Source organism: Pseudomonas sp. IT-P395, assembly GCF_949767675.1.
GTDB lineage: Bacteria > Pseudomonadota > Gammaproteobacteria > Pseudomonadales > Pseudomonadaceae > Aquipseudomonas.
Genome location: NZ_CATKPW010000060.1, coordinates 1 through 16,229 on the forward strand (window position 1 = coordinate 1; position 16,229 = coordinate 16,229).

At 57.7% G+C, this 16,229-nt stretch carries 17 protein-coding genes; 13 read left to right on the plus strand and 4 right to left on the minus strand.

Translation table 11 applies throughout. From position 1 onward, the window contains the following. Positions 1 to 1,686, minus strand: a 1,686-nt coding sequence (locus ACM6IN_RS26675; RefSeq protein WP_414916999.1) for a M10 family metallopeptidase, incomplete at its 3' end; no start/stop codon positions are given. A 202-nt stretch (positions 1,687 to 1,888) separates the two neighbouring features. Here ACM6IN_RS26675 and ACM6IN_RS26680 point away from each other — a divergent pair. Continuing rightward, complete coding sequence (locus ACM6IN_RS26680) at positions 1,889 to 2,533, plus strand: MBL fold metallo-hydrolase (RefSeq protein WP_007917060.1); 645 nt, start codon at positions 1,889 to 1,891, stop codon at positions 2,531 to 2,533. Between the two features lie 117 nt (positions 2,534 to 2,650). Continuing rightward, positions 2,651 to 3,388, plus strand: a complete 738-nt coding sequence (locus ACM6IN_RS26685) for an OmpA family lipoprotein (protein WP_007917058.1) — start codon at positions 2,651 to 2,653, stop codon at positions 3,386 to 3,388. Between the two features lie 254 nt (positions 3,389 to 3,642). Here ACM6IN_RS26685 and ACM6IN_RS26690 read toward each other — a convergent pair whose 3' ends face one another. Next, entirely contained in the window at positions 3,643 to 4,077 is a 435-nt protein-coding gene (locus ACM6IN_RS26690; protein ID WP_007917055.1) for a YhcB family protein, read from the minus strand. Between the two features lie 144 nt (positions 4,078 to 4,221). On the opposite strand from ACM6IN_RS26690, the gene ACM6IN_RS26695 reads away from it, so the two are divergent. The 3 genes from ACM6IN_RS26695 (at position 4,222) to zapE (ending at position 7,416) form a co-directional block, all read left to right on the plus strand. Next, the gene (locus ACM6IN_RS26695; RefSeq protein WP_123376601.1) at positions 4,222 to 4,851 is read left to right on the plus strand and encodes an alpha/beta hydrolase; all 630 of its coding nucleotides are present in this window, start codon (positions 4,222 to 4,224) and stop codon (positions 4,849 to 4,851) included. 24 nt (positions 4,852 to 4,875) lie between these two features. After that, positions 4,876 to 6,231 (plus strand): tryptophan--tRNA ligase, encoded by a 1,356-nt coding sequence (locus tag ACM6IN_RS26700; protein WP_414917000.1) that lies wholly within the window; start codon positions 4,876 to 4,878, stop codon positions 6,229 to 6,231. A gap of 90 nt (positions 6,232 to 6,321) precedes the next feature. Next, a complete protein-coding gene (gene zapE / locus ACM6IN_RS26705) occupies positions 6,322 to 7,416 on the plus strand; it encodes a cell division protein ZapE (RefSeq protein ID WP_034156483.1) in 1,095 nt (364 codons plus the stop codon). Positions 7,417 to 7,600: 184 nt separating this feature from the next. On the opposite strand, the gene ACM6IN_RS26710 is transcribed toward zapE, so the two are convergent. Beyond that, positions 7,601 to 8,497, minus strand: a complete 897-nt coding sequence (locus ACM6IN_RS26710) for a GlxA family transcriptional regulator (RefSeq protein ID WP_414917077.1) — start codon at positions 8,495 to 8,497, stop codon at positions 7,601 to 7,603. A gap of 250 nt (positions 8,498 to 8,747) precedes the next feature. Between ACM6IN_RS26710 and ACM6IN_RS26715 the strand changes: the two genes are divergently transcribed. Further along, positions 8,748 to 9,884: an acyl-CoA dehydrogenase family protein gene (locus tag ACM6IN_RS26715; RefSeq protein ID WP_095112414.1), complete on the plus strand. Its 1,137-nt coding sequence runs from the start codon at positions 8,748 to 8,750 to the stop codon at positions 9,882 to 9,884. A 156-nt stretch (positions 9,885 to 10,040) separates the two neighbouring features. Here the strand turns inward: ACM6IN_RS26715 and ACM6IN_RS26720 are convergent, their stop codons facing one another. Beyond that, positions 10,041 to 11,081, minus strand: a complete 1,041-nt coding sequence (locus ACM6IN_RS26720; RefSeq protein ID WP_007917033.1) for an NADP(H)-dependent aldo-keto reductase — start codon at positions 11,079 to 11,081, stop codon at positions 10,041 to 10,043. 245 nt (positions 11,082 to 11,326) lie between these two features. Here ACM6IN_RS26720 and rplM point away from each other — a divergent pair, with 245 nt between their 5' ends. From rplM to ACM6IN_RS26755, 7 genes are all read left to right on the plus strand, one after another. After that, positions 11,327 to 11,755, plus strand: a complete 429-nt coding sequence (gene rplM, locus ACM6IN_RS26725) for a 50S ribosomal protein L13 (protein ID WP_007917032.1) — start codon at positions 11,327 to 11,329, stop codon at positions 11,753 to 11,755. A gap of 14 nt (positions 11,756 to 11,769) precedes the next feature. Next, entirely contained in the window at positions 11,770 to 12,162 is a 393-nt protein-coding gene (gene rpsI / locus ACM6IN_RS26730; RefSeq protein ID WP_003205364.1) for a 30S ribosomal protein S9, read from the plus strand. A 270-nt stretch (positions 12,163 to 12,432) separates the two neighbouring features. After that, complete coding sequence (gene petA, locus ACM6IN_RS26735) at positions 12,433 to 13,026, plus strand: ubiquinol-cytochrome c reductase iron-sulfur subunit (protein WP_007917031.1); 594 nt, start codon at positions 12,433 to 12,435, stop codon at positions 13,024 to 13,026. Further along, positions 13,026 to 14,237, plus strand: coding sequence for a cytochrome b (locus ACM6IN_RS26740; protein ID WP_007917029.1), 1,212 nt, complete (start codon positions 13,026 to 13,028; stop codon positions 14,235 to 14,237). Before petA ends, ACM6IN_RS26740 begins: the two co-directional genes overlap by 1 nt. Then, positions 14,237 to 15,019, plus strand: coding sequence for a cytochrome c1 (locus ACM6IN_RS26745; protein ID WP_007917027.1), 783 nt, complete (start codon positions 14,237 to 14,239; stop codon positions 15,017 to 15,019). The genes ACM6IN_RS26740 and ACM6IN_RS26745 overlap by 1 nt, the downstream gene beginning before the upstream one ends. Positions 15,020 to 15,165: 146 nt before the next feature. Continuing rightward, complete coding sequence (locus ACM6IN_RS26750) at positions 15,166 to 15,783, plus strand: glutathione S-transferase N-terminal domain-containing protein (protein ID WP_007917025.1); 618 nt, start codon at positions 15,166 to 15,168, stop codon at positions 15,781 to 15,783. Between the two features lie 16 nt (positions 15,784 to 15,799). Further along, positions 15,800 to 16,213, plus strand: a complete 414-nt coding sequence (locus tag ACM6IN_RS26755) for a ClpXP protease specificity-enhancing factor (protein WP_007917024.1) — start codon at positions 15,800 to 15,802, stop codon at positions 16,211 to 16,213. Positions 16,214 to 16,229 lie beyond the last annotated feature (16 nt).

Genomic DNA, 16,229 nt, shown 5'->3' on the forward strand with positions numbered 1-16,229 from the left:
TGCAGCGTTACCGGTCAGCGTGTTGTCCAGCGCGTTACCGGTGCCGTTGATCGCATCGCCGGTGAGCACGAGGTTTTCCAGGTTGGCGCCCAGGGTCCAGTCCACCGACGCGCGCACGGTGTCGATTTCGCTGGCCAGCGTGCTGCTTTCAGTCACCGTGTCGCCGATGTTGTCGACGATATAAGTGTCATTGCCCAAGCCGCCATTCAGGACGTCGGCACCCGCGCCGCCATCGAGGATGTTGTTGCCCGAATTACCATTGATGTAGTTAACGCCGCTGTTGCCGGTGCCGTTGAGATTGGCGGTACCGGAAAGCGAGAGGGCTTCTATGTTGGCGCTCAAGGTGAAGTCGACCGACGACCAGACACTGTCGATCTCGCCGGCCAGGGTGCTGGTTTCCACGATGGTGTCGCCGACGTTATCGACGATATAGGTGTCGTTGCCGAGGCCGCCAATCAATGTGTCAGCGCCTGTGCGGCCATCAAGGATGTTATTGCCATCGTTACCGGTGATGCGGTTATTGACCGAGTTGCCGGTGCCGTTGAGGTTGCCAGTGCCGGTCAGGATCAGGTTTTCGACGTTGTTGCCGAGGGTGTAATCGATGGACGCGAATACGCGGTCAAGGGCGGTCAGCGAGGCATCGGTTTCGATGACCACATCACCGACGTTGTCGACGTAGTACGTGTCGACGCCATCGCCACCGGACATGGTGTCGGCACCTGCGCCGCCATCAAGCGTGTTGTTCAGCGCGTTACCGGTGAGGATGTCGTTGAACGCAGAACCGATGGCGTTCTCGATCTTCGCCCCGTAGGCAATCGCCAGGCCGTCATTGATCGCGGTCTGGTTGTTGTAATCGATGAACGCCTTGCCGATCTGGCTGTAAGCGCCTTCATTGAGGTTGATGCTGACGGCTGCGAGCTGGTTGCTGCCATCGATGGTGTCGTTGCCGCCGCCATCCCAGATGGTCTCGAAAATCGACTGGTTGGCTGCCCACTTGTAAACAGTGTCACCGGCCTGCCACGCCATGTTGGCGCCATACAGGCTCTGGATCGCGATGATGTCCAGCACCATTGGCGTGGTTGGCTGGTAGGAATAATTGCTGTTGTAGCTCATCACCGTGAAGTGAACATCATCGAGCGTCGGGTCGAGCAGGGTCTTGTTGGTCGAGCTGGCGTCGAACGGGTGCTTGAGTCCTAGCGCATGGCCGATTTCATGCACGAACGTCATGTAGTCGTAGGTGCCTTTGCCCGGGTTCGGATCATTGGTCTGCGGACCGATCCAGACATCGCCGGCGACTGGCGTATTGGCCGGGAAGTAAGCCCACGCAGCAGTCTTGTCGTCCATCAAGCGATAGCCGCCAAAACGCATGTCACCGACGTTGAAAAGGGTGTCGGTGGTCAGCGTGAAGTTGAGGTTGGCGACGGCACTCCAGGCGCCCAGCGCGCTGGTGATTGCGGTTTTTTGCCCGGCCGTGAGCTCATACAGTGCGTTGTATTCGTTGTCGGGGCTGTAATCGGTCACGAAATACGAAGTGACCGGTGCCATGAAGCTATAGCTCAGGTTGGTCGGCCCAGTCGGACTCCAGTTGGCTCCCAGCCAATAGGTGCCGGAGATGAGGCTGTCGACGAGGGCATTGCCCGTCAGCGTGGAGGGCAAACTGATCGAATACGTCTTGGGCGTTGGCATAGGATTTCCTGAGAGCTATGCGACCCTTCCTGAATGCGGCCGCTACAAAAAAAACGCGATTTTGCACCAGAATTTATACATTTGACATCATAGGGCCACTATTTTCTGATTAGTGGCGTCAAATTACTGGCCTGGCATTCTGTATCGGCGCGTGCAGTAGAATCCTGAAAAAATGCTGTCCGCCGTCTGTCGAGGATTTTTCATGTCAGTTGTAACGCCTTCTCTCATCCGCGAAACCTTCCCCGTCGGCCCTTTGCAGTGCAACTGCACGATCATTGGCGACCCGTTGACCAAGAAAGCCATCGTCGTCGACCCCGGCGGCAACCCTGATCTGATCATGGCGCGCCTTGATGCGCTGGGCCTGAAAGTCGTCAGCATCATTCACACCCACGCGCATCTGGATCACTTTCTCGCTTCCGGGCAAATGAAGGAAAAAACCGGCGCGACCCTGCACCTGCACAAGGAAGATCAATTCCTGTGGGACAACCTGGAAATGCAATGCCAGATGTTCGGTGTGCCGTATGTGCCCGTGCCGTCACCGGATCGCTGGCTGAGCGACGACGAAGAACTGGCCTGCGGCTGCGGCGTGGCGCTGCATACGCCAGGCCATACACCCGGTTCCATGAGCTTTTGGTTTTCCGAGGCTAAGCTGTTGATAGCGGGCGACACGTTGTTTCGTCGCGGCGTAGGGCGTACGGATTTGTGGGGCGGCGATCAGGCGACCATCGTGCGTTCGATCAAGCAGCGGCTATATACCTTGGACGAGGACGCAATCGTGGTGACCGGACATGGGCCGGATACGCGTCTGGGGGACGAGATGCGCGAAAACCCGTTTGTGCGCGCCTAAATATTTTGTCACGAGTGCCCGGCGGAATTTTTGTGCATTGTCATGATCAAACGCCCGCGCAGGTCCATTAACCCAGTGGCCGCTGCACCACAGAATGCGAAAAACCAGGAGCTCTCCATGTTCACCAAGCGTCGTTTGATTATTGTCGCTACTGCCGTGGCCTTGCTGTCCGGCTGTGCCTCGCCTAACCCGTATGACAATCAGGGCCAGGCTGACGGTGGCTCGCAAGGCATGAGCAAAACCGCCAAGTACGGTGGCCTCGGTGCTCTGGCCGGTGCGCTCGCCGGTGCCGCCATCGACCACAACAACCGCGGCAAAGGTGCCCTGATCGGTGCGGCTGTGGTGGGTGCCTCCGCAGCCGGTTACGGTTACTACGCCGACCAGCAGGAAAAGAAACTGCGCGCGAGTATGGCCAACACCGGTGTTGAAGTGCAGCGTCAGGGCGATCAGATCAAGCTGATCATGCCGGGCAATATCACCTTCGCTACCGACTCGGCGAACATCGCTTCCAGCTTCTACCAGCCGCTGAACAACCTGGCCAACTCGTTGAAAGAATTCAACCAGAACCAGATCGAAATTGTTGGCTACACCGACAGCACCGGCAGCCGCCAGCACAACATGGACCTGTCGCAGCGTCGTGCGCAGAGCGTGGCGACCTATCTGACCTCGCAAGGTGTCAGCGGTGCCAACCTCTCGGCCCGTGGCGCCGGTCCGGATAACCCGATTGCCAGCAACGGTGACGTCAATGGCCGGGCGCAGAACCGTCGGGTTGAAGTCAACCTGAAGGCGATCCCGGGTCAGCAGTATGGTGGTCAGCAGCAACAGCAGCCGGGTACGGTTCAGCAGTATCCGTAAGCGCTAGCCTGAATGAAAAAATGCCCGGTCCAGTGATCGGGCATTTTTTTGTCTGGCCTGTTATGGCCTCATCGCGAGCAGGCTCACTCCCACAGGAATTGATGATGTACACAAAAGTTGTGTTCCACACCTAACCCTGTGGGGGCGAGCTTGCTCGCGAAGGGGGCATAACAATCAGGCACAAATCATCGGATACAAAAAAGCCCCCGGACACATCGCTGTCCGGGGGCTTTTTGTTTGTCAGCGAAGGCTGATTACTTCTTCAAACCATAATGCTCATCGAGCATGCCCGGTGAGTTCGGGGTCTTCGGTGCGTAATCACGTGGTGGCTCCTGATCGCGCGGTGGCGTCAGGCGTTCACGTGGTGCGACTGCCGCGTCAGCGTGCAGGGCGGCGATCAGGCGCTGGCGGGTCTGCTCGTCCAGGGCCAGACGATTGGCGCCCTCGGCGAGATGATCCTGCACTTCCTGATAGCTCTGGGTCAGCTTCTTGACCAGCATCGCGGTGCTGTTGAAGTGGGTGACCACCTCGTTTTGATAACTGTCGAAACGCTCCTGGATATCATCCAGTTGACGCTGCGTACGGCTCGGCGCGGCGTTCGGCGCAACGCGCGCGATCAGGAATCCAATGGCGACACCCACAACCAGGGCAAGAGTCGGTAACAACCAAACTAAGAGCGAGTGTTCCACGAGTCCTTCCTCTATAAACGGCTTTGCTTTACGTTAACGGCTCGAACCTGCGCTGTATACCGCGATTCACTCGCAATAGATTGGCACAGACAATTTGCTAGACGAGTCGACCTGATTCGAGGTCACGGAGTTCCTTCCTTGCTGATGCGTGAAACCCCTGTAGTGATTGACGGCCCGGTGGGTCAACTTGAGTCTCTGTATCTGGATAACGAGCAGCCAATCGGCATCGCGCTGATCTGCCACCCGAACCCGGTGCAGGGCGGCACCATGCTCAACAAGGTCGTCTCGACCCTGCAGCGCACCGCGCGCGATGCGGGCCTGATTACCTTGCGCTTCAACTATCGTGGCGTCGGTGCCAGCGAAGGTTCGCACGACATGGGCATCGGCGAGGTCGACGATGCTCAGGCTGCCGCTGCATGGCTGCGAGAAAAACACCCGGATCTGCCGCTGACCCTGTTCGGTTTTTCCTTCGGCGGATTTGTTGCAGCAAGTCTCGGCGGTCGACTCGAAGCGCAGGGCGTACAGCTCAAGCACCTGTTCATGGTTGCTCCGGCGGTGATGCGTCTGGGCGAGCAGGATCAACTGCCGCAGCAGGGTGAACTCACGGTGATCCAGCCGGAAACCGACGAAGTCATCGATCCGCAACTGGTTTACGACTGGTCGGAAAAACTCCAGCGCCCCCATGAGCTGCTGAAAGTGGCAGAATGCGGACACTTTTTTCATGGCAAGCTGACCGATCTCAAGGATCTGATCCTGCCGCGTCTCTCGAATTGATTGCAGTCTGACAAGCGATTACCCATGACGAACCGTACCCGTATCCTCACCGGCATCACCACCACCGGCACGCCGCACCTGGGCAACTACGCCGGCGCCATCCGCCCGGCGATCCTCGCCAGCCGCGACAGCAATGCCGATTCGTTCTACTTCCTGGCCGACTACCACGCCCTGATCAAATGCGATGACCCGCTGCGCATCCAGCGCTCGCGTCTGGAAATCGCCGCGACCTGGCTGGCCGGTGGCCTCGATGTCGACCGCGTGACGTTCTACCGTCAGTCCGACATTCCGGAAATCCCTGAGCTGACCTGGCTGCTGACCTGCGTGGCCGCCAAGGGCCTGCTCAACCGTGCGCACGCTTACAAGGCCTCGGTGGACAAGAACATCGAAACCGGTGAAGACCCGGACGCCGGCATCACCATGGGCCTCTACAGCTATCCGGTACTGATGGCGGCGGACATCCTGATGTTCAATGCGCACAAAGTACCGGTCGGTCGTGACCAGATCCAGCACGTGGAAATGGCCCGCGACATCGGTCAGCGCTTCAACCACCTGTTCGGTCAGGGCAAAGAATTCTTCACCATGCCTGAAGCGCTGATCGAAGAAAGCGTGGCGACGTTGCCGGGCCTCGACGGTCGCAAGATGTCGAAGAGCTACGACAACACCATCCCGTTGTTCTCCAGCGCCAAAGAGATGAAGGACGCGATCTCCCGCATCGTCACCGACTCCAAAGCGCCAGGCGAAGCCAAGGATCCTGACAACTCGCACCTGTTCACCCTGTTCCAGGCCTTCGCCACGCCAGCGCAGGCTGACGAATTCCGCAGCGAATTGCTCGGCGGTCTGGGTTGGGGCGAGGCGAAGAACCGTCTGTTCCAGTTGCTCGACAACGATCTCGGCGAAGCGCGCGACAAGTATCACCAGTTGATCGAGCGCCCGGCGGATCTGGAAGACATTCTGCAGATCGGCGCCAAGAAAGCCCGTGCCGTGGCAACGCCGTTCCTCAACGAACTGCGCGAAGCCGTTGGCCTGCGTTCCTTCGTCAATCAGGTTCAGGTTGCCGCGACGACCAAGAAGAAAGCCGCAAAAGCCGCACGTTTCGTCAGTTTCCGCGAAGACGACGGCAGCTTCCGTTTCCGTCTGCTGGCGGCCGATGGCGAGCAACTGCTGTTGTCGCGCAACTTCGCCGACGGCAAAACCGCCGGGCAGGTGACCAAGCAACTGCAATCCGGCCAGCCGCTGGACGTGCGCAGCGAAGACCTGAGCTTCAGCGTGTGGCTGGAAGGCGAGTGCGTTGGCGACAGCCCGGCATTCGCCGACGCTGCGGCGCGGGACGCGGCCATCGAGGCTTTGCGCGTCGCGCTGACCCCGGTTCAGGACTAATCGGCGGCACGGTCCGACCAAGGGCCGATTGCCATTCCCACGGGCCGTCGCTACAGTGACGGCCCGTTTTTGTTGCCTTGCTAACGAATTATGACGCCCCTAGAACGATACCAAGCTGATCTGAAACGCCCGGACTTCTTCCATGACGCCGCGCAGGAAACTGCTGTGCGTCATCTGCAGCGTCTGTACGAGGATCTGATCGCCGCCGATCAGAACAAACCGGGTCTGCTGAGCAAACTGTTCGGCAAAAAAGATCAGACGCCGGTCAAGGGCCTGTATTTCTGGGGCGGCGTAGGTCGCGGCAAAACTTATCTGGTCGACACCTTCTTCGAAGCGCTGCCGTTCAAGGAAAAGACCCGCACCCACTTTCACCGCTTCATGAAGCGTGTGCACGAAGAGATGAAAACCCTCGGCGGCGAGAAAAACCCGCTGACCATCATCGCCAAGCGCTTCGCGACCGAGTCGCGGGTGATCTGCTTCGATGAATTCTTCGTCTCCGACATCACCGACGCGATGATCCTCGGCACGCTGATGGAAGAGTTGTTCAAGAATGGTGTGACCCTGGTCGCGACCTCGAACATCGTGCCGGACGGTCTGTACAAGGACGGCCTGCAACGCGCGCGTTTCTTGCCAGCCATCGCCCTGATCAAGCAGAACACCGAGATTGTCAACGTCGACAGCGGTGTCGACTACCGTCTGCGTCACCTCGAACAAGCGGAACTGTTCCACTATCCGCTCGACGAAGCCGCTCACGAAAGCCTGCGCAAGAGCTTCAAGGCTCTGACGCCAGAGTGCACCGCAGCGGTCGAGAACGACGTGTTGATGATCGAAAACCGCGAGATCCGTGCGCTGCGCACGTGTGACGACGTGGCCTGGTTCGACTTCCGCGAACTGTGCGACGGCCCACGTAGCCAGAACGACTACATCGAACTGGGCAAGATTTTCCACGCCGTGCTGCTCAGCGGTGTCGAGCAGATGAGCGTCACCACCGATGACATCGCCCGCCGTTTCATCAACATGGTTGACGAGTTCTATGACCGCAACGTCAAGCTGATCATCTCCGCTGAAGTCGAGCTGAAGGATCTGTACACCGGCGGCCGCTTGAATTTCGAATTCCAGCGCACGCTGAGCCGTCTGCTGGAGATGCAATCGCACGAATTCCTGTCGCGGGCGCACAAGCCTTAAACAGAATCGCGAAACAAAAAAGGGCCTGCAATTGCAGGCCCTTTTTTATGTCCAGAATTCACCGCAATACCCTGTAGGAGTGAGCCTGCTCGCGATAGCGGTGGATCAGTCACATAAATGCTGCATGGACGGACGCAATCGCGAGCAGGCTCACTCCTACATGGGGTTGTGTATGGGCAGAGGGCTAAGCAGCCTGCTGAAACTGCTGCCGATACTGGTTCGGCGACAGTTCAGTGTGCTGACGGAACAGCCGCGCAAAGAAGCTCGCGTCGTCGTAACCGACTTCATAACTGATGGTTTTGATGCTCTTGCGGCTCCCGGACAACAAACCCTTGGCGGTCTCGATACGCAGCCGTTGCAAGTAATGCAGTGGCTTGTCACCGGTGGCCGTCTGGAAGCGTCGCATGAAATTGCGGATGCTCATGCCATGCTCGCGGGCCACGTCTTCGAAGCGGAACTTGTCGGCGAAATGCTCTTCGAGCCAATGCTGAATCTGCAGGATGATTACGTCCTGATGCAGTTTCTGCCCGCCAAAACCGATGCGTCCCGGCGCATAGCTGCGCTGCACCTCATAGAGAATGTCGCGGGCCACGGCTTGCGCGACGTTGGCCCCGCAAAAGCGCTCGATCAAGTAAATGTAGAGATCGCAGGCTGAGGTGGTGCCGCCGGCGCAGTACAGGTTGTCGGCGTCGGTCAGGTGCTTGTCCTGATTGAGGTAGACCTTGGGAAACCGCTCGGCGAAGGCATTGAAGAAGCGCCAGTAGGTGGTCGCTTCCTTGCCGTTGAGCAGACCGGCCTCGGCCAGCCAGAACACCCCGGTGGCTTCGCCGCACAATACGGCGCCGCGCGAGTGTTGTTCGCGCAGCCATGGCAGGACTTGTGGATAACGGCTGCACAGCGTATCGAAATCGTCCCAGAACGCCGGGAGGATAATGACATCGGCGTTTTCCAGGCCACCGTCGACCGGCATTACCACGTCACTGAAGCTGTTCACCGGTTTGCCGTCGGGGCTGACCAGGCGCGTTTCAAACGCCGGTGTCAGGCCTTGGCCCAGTTGTTTGCCATAACGCAGGCTGGCCAGATGGAAGAAATCCTTGGCTTGCATGAGAGTGGAAGCGAAAACCCGGTCGATTGCCAGGATGCTGACGCGCCGCAAGGGCGTGGAGACTTGCTTGGACATAATTCAACTTTTGTTTTGTTTTTATAAGGGAAAGTGGTCACCAGACGGCTGGATCGTCTTATTTTTTGTCGGATGTGTCCAGTGTCCTGTGTCAGAGGGGAGGCTTAGTCTCTGAAGGTCATCTCCCTCCAACAACAAAGAAAGGTGCCGCATGATCCCCAGAACCTTGTTTAGCCCCGAGCACGAATTGTTTCGCGACAGCGTTCGCACCTTCCTCGAAAAAGAGGCCGTGCCGTTTCATGCGCAATGGGAGAAGCAAGGCTATATCGACCGCAAACTCTGGAACAAGGCAGGGGAGGCGGGGATGCTCTGCTCGCACCTGCCGGAAGAGTATGGCGGGCTGGGAGCGGACTTTCTTTACAGCGCGGTGGTGATCGAGGAGGTCGGTCGACTGGGCCTGACCGGCATCGGTTTCTCGCTGCATTCGGACATTGTCGCGCCGTACATCCTGCATTACGGCAGCGAGGCGCTGAAGCACAAATACCTGCCGAAACTGGTTTCGGGCGAGATGGTCACTGCTATCGCGATGACCGAGCCGGGGGCGGGTTCCGATCTGCAAGGTGTGAAGACCACCGCTGTGCTTGACGGTGACGAATATGTGATCAACGGTTCGAAAACCTTTATTACCAACGGCTTTCTGGCGGACTTGGTGATCGTAGTCGCGAAGACCGATCCGAAGGCCGGCGCCAAGGGCACCAGCCTGTTTCTGGTGGAGGCGAATACGCCGGGCTTCGACAAGGGCAAGCGCCTGGAGAAGGTCGGCATGAAGGCGCAGGACACCTCGGAATTGTTCTTTCAGGATGTGCGCGTGCCGAAGGAAAACCTGCTGGGGCAGGCTGGGGCAGGGTTTGCTTATCTGATGCAGGAGTTGCCGCAAGAGCGTCTGACGGTAGCGATTGGTGGCCTGGCTTCAGCTGAAGCGGCGTTGCAATGGACGCTTGATTACACCCGTGATCGCAAGGCCTTTGGCAAGGCGATTGCCGACTTCCAGAACACCCGCTTCAAGCTGGCGGAGATGGCGACTGAAATCCAGATCGGTCGAGTGTTCGTCGATAAATGTCTGGAGCTGCATCTGCAAGGCAAGCTGGATGTGCCGACAGCGGCGATGGCCAAATACTGGGGCACCGATCTGCAATGCAAGGTACTCGACGAATGCGTGCAGTTGCATGGCGGCTACGGTTTCATGTGGGAATACCCGGTAGCCCGGGCGTGGGCGGATGCGCGGGTGCAACGGATTTATGCCGGCACCAATGAAATCATGAAGGAGATCATTGCGCGTTCGCTTTGATGATCGTTCCCACGCTCTGCGTGGGAATGCCGCCGGGGACGCTCCGCGTTCCGCTTTGGTGATGATCTGATCGGCCTCTTCGCGAGCAGGCTCGCTCCCACAGGGGATCTCCGTGCCTGTGGGAGCGAGCCTGCTCGCGAAGCTTTTAGCGTTCAATCAAGGCGCAGGATTCGGATGATCCTTGTGAATCGCTTCGATCCCTGCCAGCACTTCGTCGGAAAGCTTCAGATCAAAACTGGCAATGTTGCTGTCCAGTTGCTCAAGCGTCGTCGCACCAATGATGTTGCTGGTGACGAACGGTTGCTGCGTGACAAACGCCAGCGCCATCTGCGCAGGATCCAGACCGTGTTCACGGGCCAGCGCCACATAGCGGCTGCACGCTGCTTCCGACTGCGCGTTGAAATAGCGGCTGAAGCGACTGTAGAGGCTCAGACGACCTTTCGGCGGCCGGGCGCCACCTTCGTACTTGCCTGACAGAAAACCAAACGCCAGCGGCGAATAGGCCAGCAGACCGCATTGCTCGCGAATGGCGATTTCTGCCAGACCGACTTCAAAGCTGCGGTTGAGCAGGTTGTACGGGTTTTGGATCGACACCGCACGCGGCCAGCCACGGGCCTCAGCCAATGCCAGAAAACGCATGGTGCCCCACGGCGTTTCGTTGGACAGGCCGATGTGGCGGATCTTGCCGGCCTTCACCTGTTCGTCGAGCGCTTCGAGGGTGTCTTCGAGCGGCGTCAGGTTGGCTTCGATCTTGTGTTTGTAGCCCAGCTGTCCGAAAAAGTTGGTGCTGCGTTCCGGCCAGTGCAATTGGTACAGGTCGATGTAATCGGTCTGCAGGCGCTCGAGGCTGGCGTCCACCGCTGCGGTGATGTGCTGGCGGTTGTGGCGCAGGTTTTTGTCGCGGATGTAGTCAATGGTGTTGCCCGGGCCGGCGATCTTGCTGGCGAGAATCCAGTCGGCGCGATCACCGCGACTTTTGAAGTAATTGCCGATGTAGCGCTCGGTGGTGGCGTAGGTTTCGGCTTTCGGCGGCACCGGATACATCTCGGCGGTGTCGATGAAATTGATCCCGGCTTCCTTGGCCCTTTCGATCTGCGCGAAGGCTTCAGCTTCAGTGTTTTGCTCGCCCCAGGTCATGGTGCCGAGGCAGATTGCACTCACGTTCAGGTCGGTACGGCCTAGCTGGCGATAGTCCATCGGGTGCTCCTTGGGCAAAACAATCATAAAAGCAGGTTGAAATATTTTTCGCAATCTGCATAATTGCCGACCTCTTTCTGCAGTGGAAGTGATGCGCCGCCGCCGAAGAATCTTGCCGTTGAACGGACGCGCCGACCCGAGCCCCCGAAAGCGTCTGTATCCGGCTGCCTTTGACTTGTCAAAGTACGCACTATTCAGTAAGATCCGCCGTCTAATTTACAGGGCGGCCCCTGAGGCTATAAAGAATGAAAACTTTTACTGCTAAACCGGAAACAGTAAAGCGCGACTGGTTTGTCGTCGACGCTGCTGGTCAGACCCTGGGTCGTCTGGCCACCGAAATCGCGAGCCGTCTGCGTGGCAAGCACAAGCCTGAGTACACTCCTCACGTTGACACCGGCGACTACATCGTCGTAATCAACGCTGAGCAGATTCGTGTTACCGGTGCTAAAACCACTGACAAAATGTACTACTCCCACTCCGGTTTCCCGGGCGGCATCAAGTCGATCAACTTTGAAAAGCTGATCGCTAAAGCCCCTGAGCGCGTGATCGAGACCGCGGTTAAAGGCATGCTGCCTAAAAACCCACTGGGTCGCGACATGTACCGTAAGCTGAAAGTCTATGCGGGCGCTGCACACCCACATACTGCTCAGCAGCCCCAAGAACTGAAGTTTTAACGGAATAGTACATTATGTCGGCGACTCAAAATTACGGCACTGGCCGTCGCAAGACCGCAACCGCACGCGTTTTCCTGCGTCCGGGTACTGGTAACATCTCCATCAACAACCGTTCGCTGGATAACTTCTTCGGCCGCGAAACTGCCCGCATGGTAGTTCGTCAGCCGCTGGAGCTGACCGAGACTGTCGAGAAGTTCGACATCTACGTCACCGTGATCGGTGGTGGTGTAAGTGGTCAAGCTGGCGCAATCCGCCACGGCATCACTCGCGCTCTGATGGACTACGACGAAACCCTGCGTGGCGCTCTGCGCAAAGCTGGCTTCGTTACTCGCGACGCCCGTGAAGTTGAACGTAAGAAAGTTGGTCTGCGTAAAGCGCGTAAGCGTCCGCAGTACTCGAAGCGTTAATTCCGCTTCCGCGTTCAAAAAGAACGCCCGCCTCCTCACGGAAGCGGGCGTTTTTTTATGCCTGTGATTTATCAAAGAATTGCGCTGCGACAACTTGCCACTTCCGTAGACCCCCTATACTGCAAGGCTTGAGGGTAAGAGCTCCGGGTAATTCCCTTGTCAGAATTGGGGCTTTTCATTACCATCTCGGCAAAATTTTTATAAGTAACATTGATTTATTTAGTAGACGCCTGATTTAACAGGCCACAAAAGCTGATGGGAGAGGACTGAATGAGCAATGACGGCGTGAATGCAGGCCGGCGTCGCTTCTTGGTAGCAGCCACATCCGTGGTGGGTGCTGCAGGAGCGGTGGGGGCTGCGGTCCCGTTCGTGGGGTCATGGTTTCCCAGTGCCAAGGCGAAAGCCGCCGGTGCACCGGTGAAAGTGAATGTCAGCAAAATCGAGCCAGGACAGCAGATGATTGCTGAATGGCGCGGCCAGCCGGTGTTCATTGTCCGCCGTACCGAGGAAATCCTGGGGAATCTCAAGAAGATCGAGGGCCAGCTCTCCGATCCAACCTCCAAAAACTCCACGCAACCCACCTATGTCGACCCTGAAGTGCGCTCGATCAAGCCGGAAATTCTGCTGCTGATCGGGATCTGCACACACTTGGGTTGCTCACCAACCTTCCGTCCCGAAGTGGCACCTGCGGATCTCGGTAAAGACTGGGTCGGTGGCTATTTCTGCCCTTGCCATGGTTCCCACTACGATCTGGCTGGCCGCGTCTACAAGTCGCAACCTGCGCCTTTGAACCTGCCAGTTCCCCCGCATTCCTATGAGACCGATGACCTGATTGTCATTGGCGTCGATACGGAGAAAGCGTGATGAGCAAGTTCATGGATTGGGTTGATGCGCGCTTTCCCGCGACCAAAATGTGGGAAGACCATCTCAGCAAGTATTACGCTCCAAAAAACTTCAACTTCTTCTATTTCTTCGGCTCCTTGGCGCTGTTGGTGCTGGTGAATCAGATCGTTACCGGTGTCTGGCTGACGATGAGTTACACGCCGTCGGCAGAAGAAGCCTTCGCTTCCGTTGAATACATCATGCGCGACGTCGAGTACGGCTCGATCCTGCGTCTGCTGCACTCGACCGGCGCTTCGGCGTTTTTCATCGTGGTTTATCTGCACATGTTCCGTGGCCTGCTCTACGGTTCGTACCAGAAACCGCGCGAGCTGGTCTGGGTCTTCGGCATGCTGATTTACCTGGCGCTGATGGCCGAAGCCTTCATGGGTTATCTGTTGCCTTGGGGTCAGATGTCCTACTGGGGTGCCCAGGTGATCATCTCGCTGTTCGGTGCGATTCCGGTGATCGGAAACGACCTGACGCAGTGGATTCGTGGTGACTACCTGATCTCCGGGATCACCCTGAACCGCTTCTTCGCCTTGCATGTGGTGGCTCTGCCAATCGTGATTCTCGGTCTGGTCGTGCTGCACATTCTGGCCTTGCACGAAGTCGGTTCGAACAACCCTGACGGCGTCGACATCAAGAAGCACAAAGACGAAAACGGCATCCCGCTGGACGGCATTGCCTTCCACCCGTACTACACCGTGAAAGACATAGTCGGTGTCGTGGTGTTTCTGTTTATCTTCTGTTTTATTGTGTTCTTCTTCCCGGAAATGGGCGGCTACTTCCTCGAAAAACCAAACTTCGAGCAGGCTAACCCGTTCAAGACACCAGAGCACATTGCCCCGGTTTGGTACTTCACGCCGTTCTACGCAATCTTGCGGGCGATCCCCGACAAGCTCATGGGTGTGATTGCCATGGGCGCGGCGATTGCGGTGCTGTTCGTGCTGCCATGGCTGGACCGCAGTCCGGTCAAATCGATGCGCTATAAGGGCTGGATGAGCAAAATCTGGCTGCTGGTGTTCTGCATTTCGTTCGTGATTCTGGGCATTCTCGGTGTTCTTGCGCCGACGCCGGAGCGAACCTTGCTGTCGCAGGTCTGCACCTTCCTGTACTTCGCCTACTTCATTCTGATGCCGTTCTACACCAGGCTCGAGAAGACCAAACCGGTTCCGGAAAGGGTGACTGGCTGATGAAAAAGTTATTTTTCGCTCTGATTTTTGCTGCTTTGCCTGTCCTGTCTTTCGCTGCTGAGCACGGAGGTCCTGAGCTGGAGAAAGTCGACATCGACGTTTCCGACAAGGCCGCCCTGCAGGATGGCGCACGTACTTTTGCCAACTATTGCATGGGTTGCCACAGTGCCAAGTTCCAGCGTTACGAGCGGGTTGCCGATGATCTGGGCATTCCTCACGAAATGATGCTGGAGAAGCTGGTGTTCACCGGCGCCAAGATCGGCGATCACATGAACATCGGCATGCAGCCGGCGGACGCCAAGACCTGGTTCGGCGCGGCACCACCGGATCTGACCCTGGTGGCGCGCGTGCGTGGTACTGACTGGCTTTACGGTTACCTGCGCTCGTTCTACGAAGATCCGGCACGTCCTTGGGGTGTAAACAACAAGGTCTTCCCGAACGTCGGCATGCCTAACGTGCTGGTCGGCCTGCAAGGTCGCCAGGTCGTGGGCTGTAAACAGGTGCAGATCGTCGAAGACGGCAAGAAGCAATATGATCCGTTGACCGGCACGCCTCTGACGCATGAAGCGTGCGATCAACTGACCATCGTGCCGAAATCCGGTGCTCTGAACGAAGAGCAGTTCGATGAGAAGGTCAAGAATCTGGTAACCTTCCTGGCTTACTCGGCTAACCCGGTTAAGCTGCAACATCAGCGCATCGGTACTTATGTCTTGCTGTACCTGGCGTTCTTCTTTGTGTTCGCCTACCTGCTCAAGCGTGAATACTGGAAAGACGTGCACTGATACGCTTCAAGCATTGCTGTTAATCGCGCGCGCCCAAGGGCGCCTCCAATAACGCAACGTCTGGTTCGCCAAGCGTTGCGGGAGGCGCCCTCTGGGCGCGCGCGTTTTTCCGGTTCCGACAAATTCAACAAGCGAGGAGGATCGCCATGGGCGTGACCAATCGGTTGGCCTGTTACTCCGACCCCGCCGACCACTATTCCCACCGAGTGCGCATTGTGCTTGCAGAGAAGGGTGTCAGCGCCGAGATCATTTATGTGGAAGCTGGTCGCCAGCCGCCTAAACTGATTGAGGTAAACCCTTACGGCAGTCTGCCGACGCTGGTCGATCGTGACCTGGCGTTGTGGGAGTCGACCGTGGTGATGGAATATCTGGATGAGCGTTACCCGCACCCGCCGTTGATGCCGGTTTACCCGGTGGCGCGTGCCAACAGCCGCCTGCTGATTCATCGTATTCAGCGCGACTGGTGTGGTCTGGTGGATCTGATTCTGGATCCCAAGTCCAAGGAGGCCGCGCGTGTCGTGGCGCGCAAGGAATTGCGTGAAAGCCTGACGGGCGTGTCGCCGCTGTTTGCCGACAAGCCGTTTTTCCTCAGTGAGGAACAAAGTCTGGTGGATTGCTGCCTATTGCCAATACTCTGGCGTTTGCCGATTCTGGGTATTGAACTGCCGCGGCCAGCCAAGCCGCTGCTTGATTATATGGAGCGCTCGTTTGCGCGTGAGGCTTTCCAGGCGAGTCTGTCTGGTGTCGAACGCGATATGCGCTAAGGCTTAAGGAGCCGCTATGAACTCCAGTCGACCTTATCTGGTCCGCGCGCTCTACGAGTGGATTGTTGATAACGATTGCACCCCGCACATGCTGGTCAATTCCGAATACCCGGCGGTGCAGGTGCCGCAGGGTTTCGCCAGTGACGGGCAGATTGTCCTGAACATCTCGCCAAGTGCCGTGCGTCATCTGCACATGGACAACGACGTGGTGACCTTCGAAGGTCGCTTCGGTGGTGTCCCGCACAGCTTGTACGTGCCGATCAGCGCGATCCTGGGGATCTACGCCCGGGAGAACGGTCAGGGCATGGTGTTCGATCTCGAGTCGCCGATGGATGACGAGGAAGAGATCGAGTCGGATGACGACTTGCCACCACCGGACAGCGAGCCGCCGCGCCCTAGCGGCCGGCCAAGCCTGAAAGTGGTGAAGTAATAAAAAAGGCGATCCG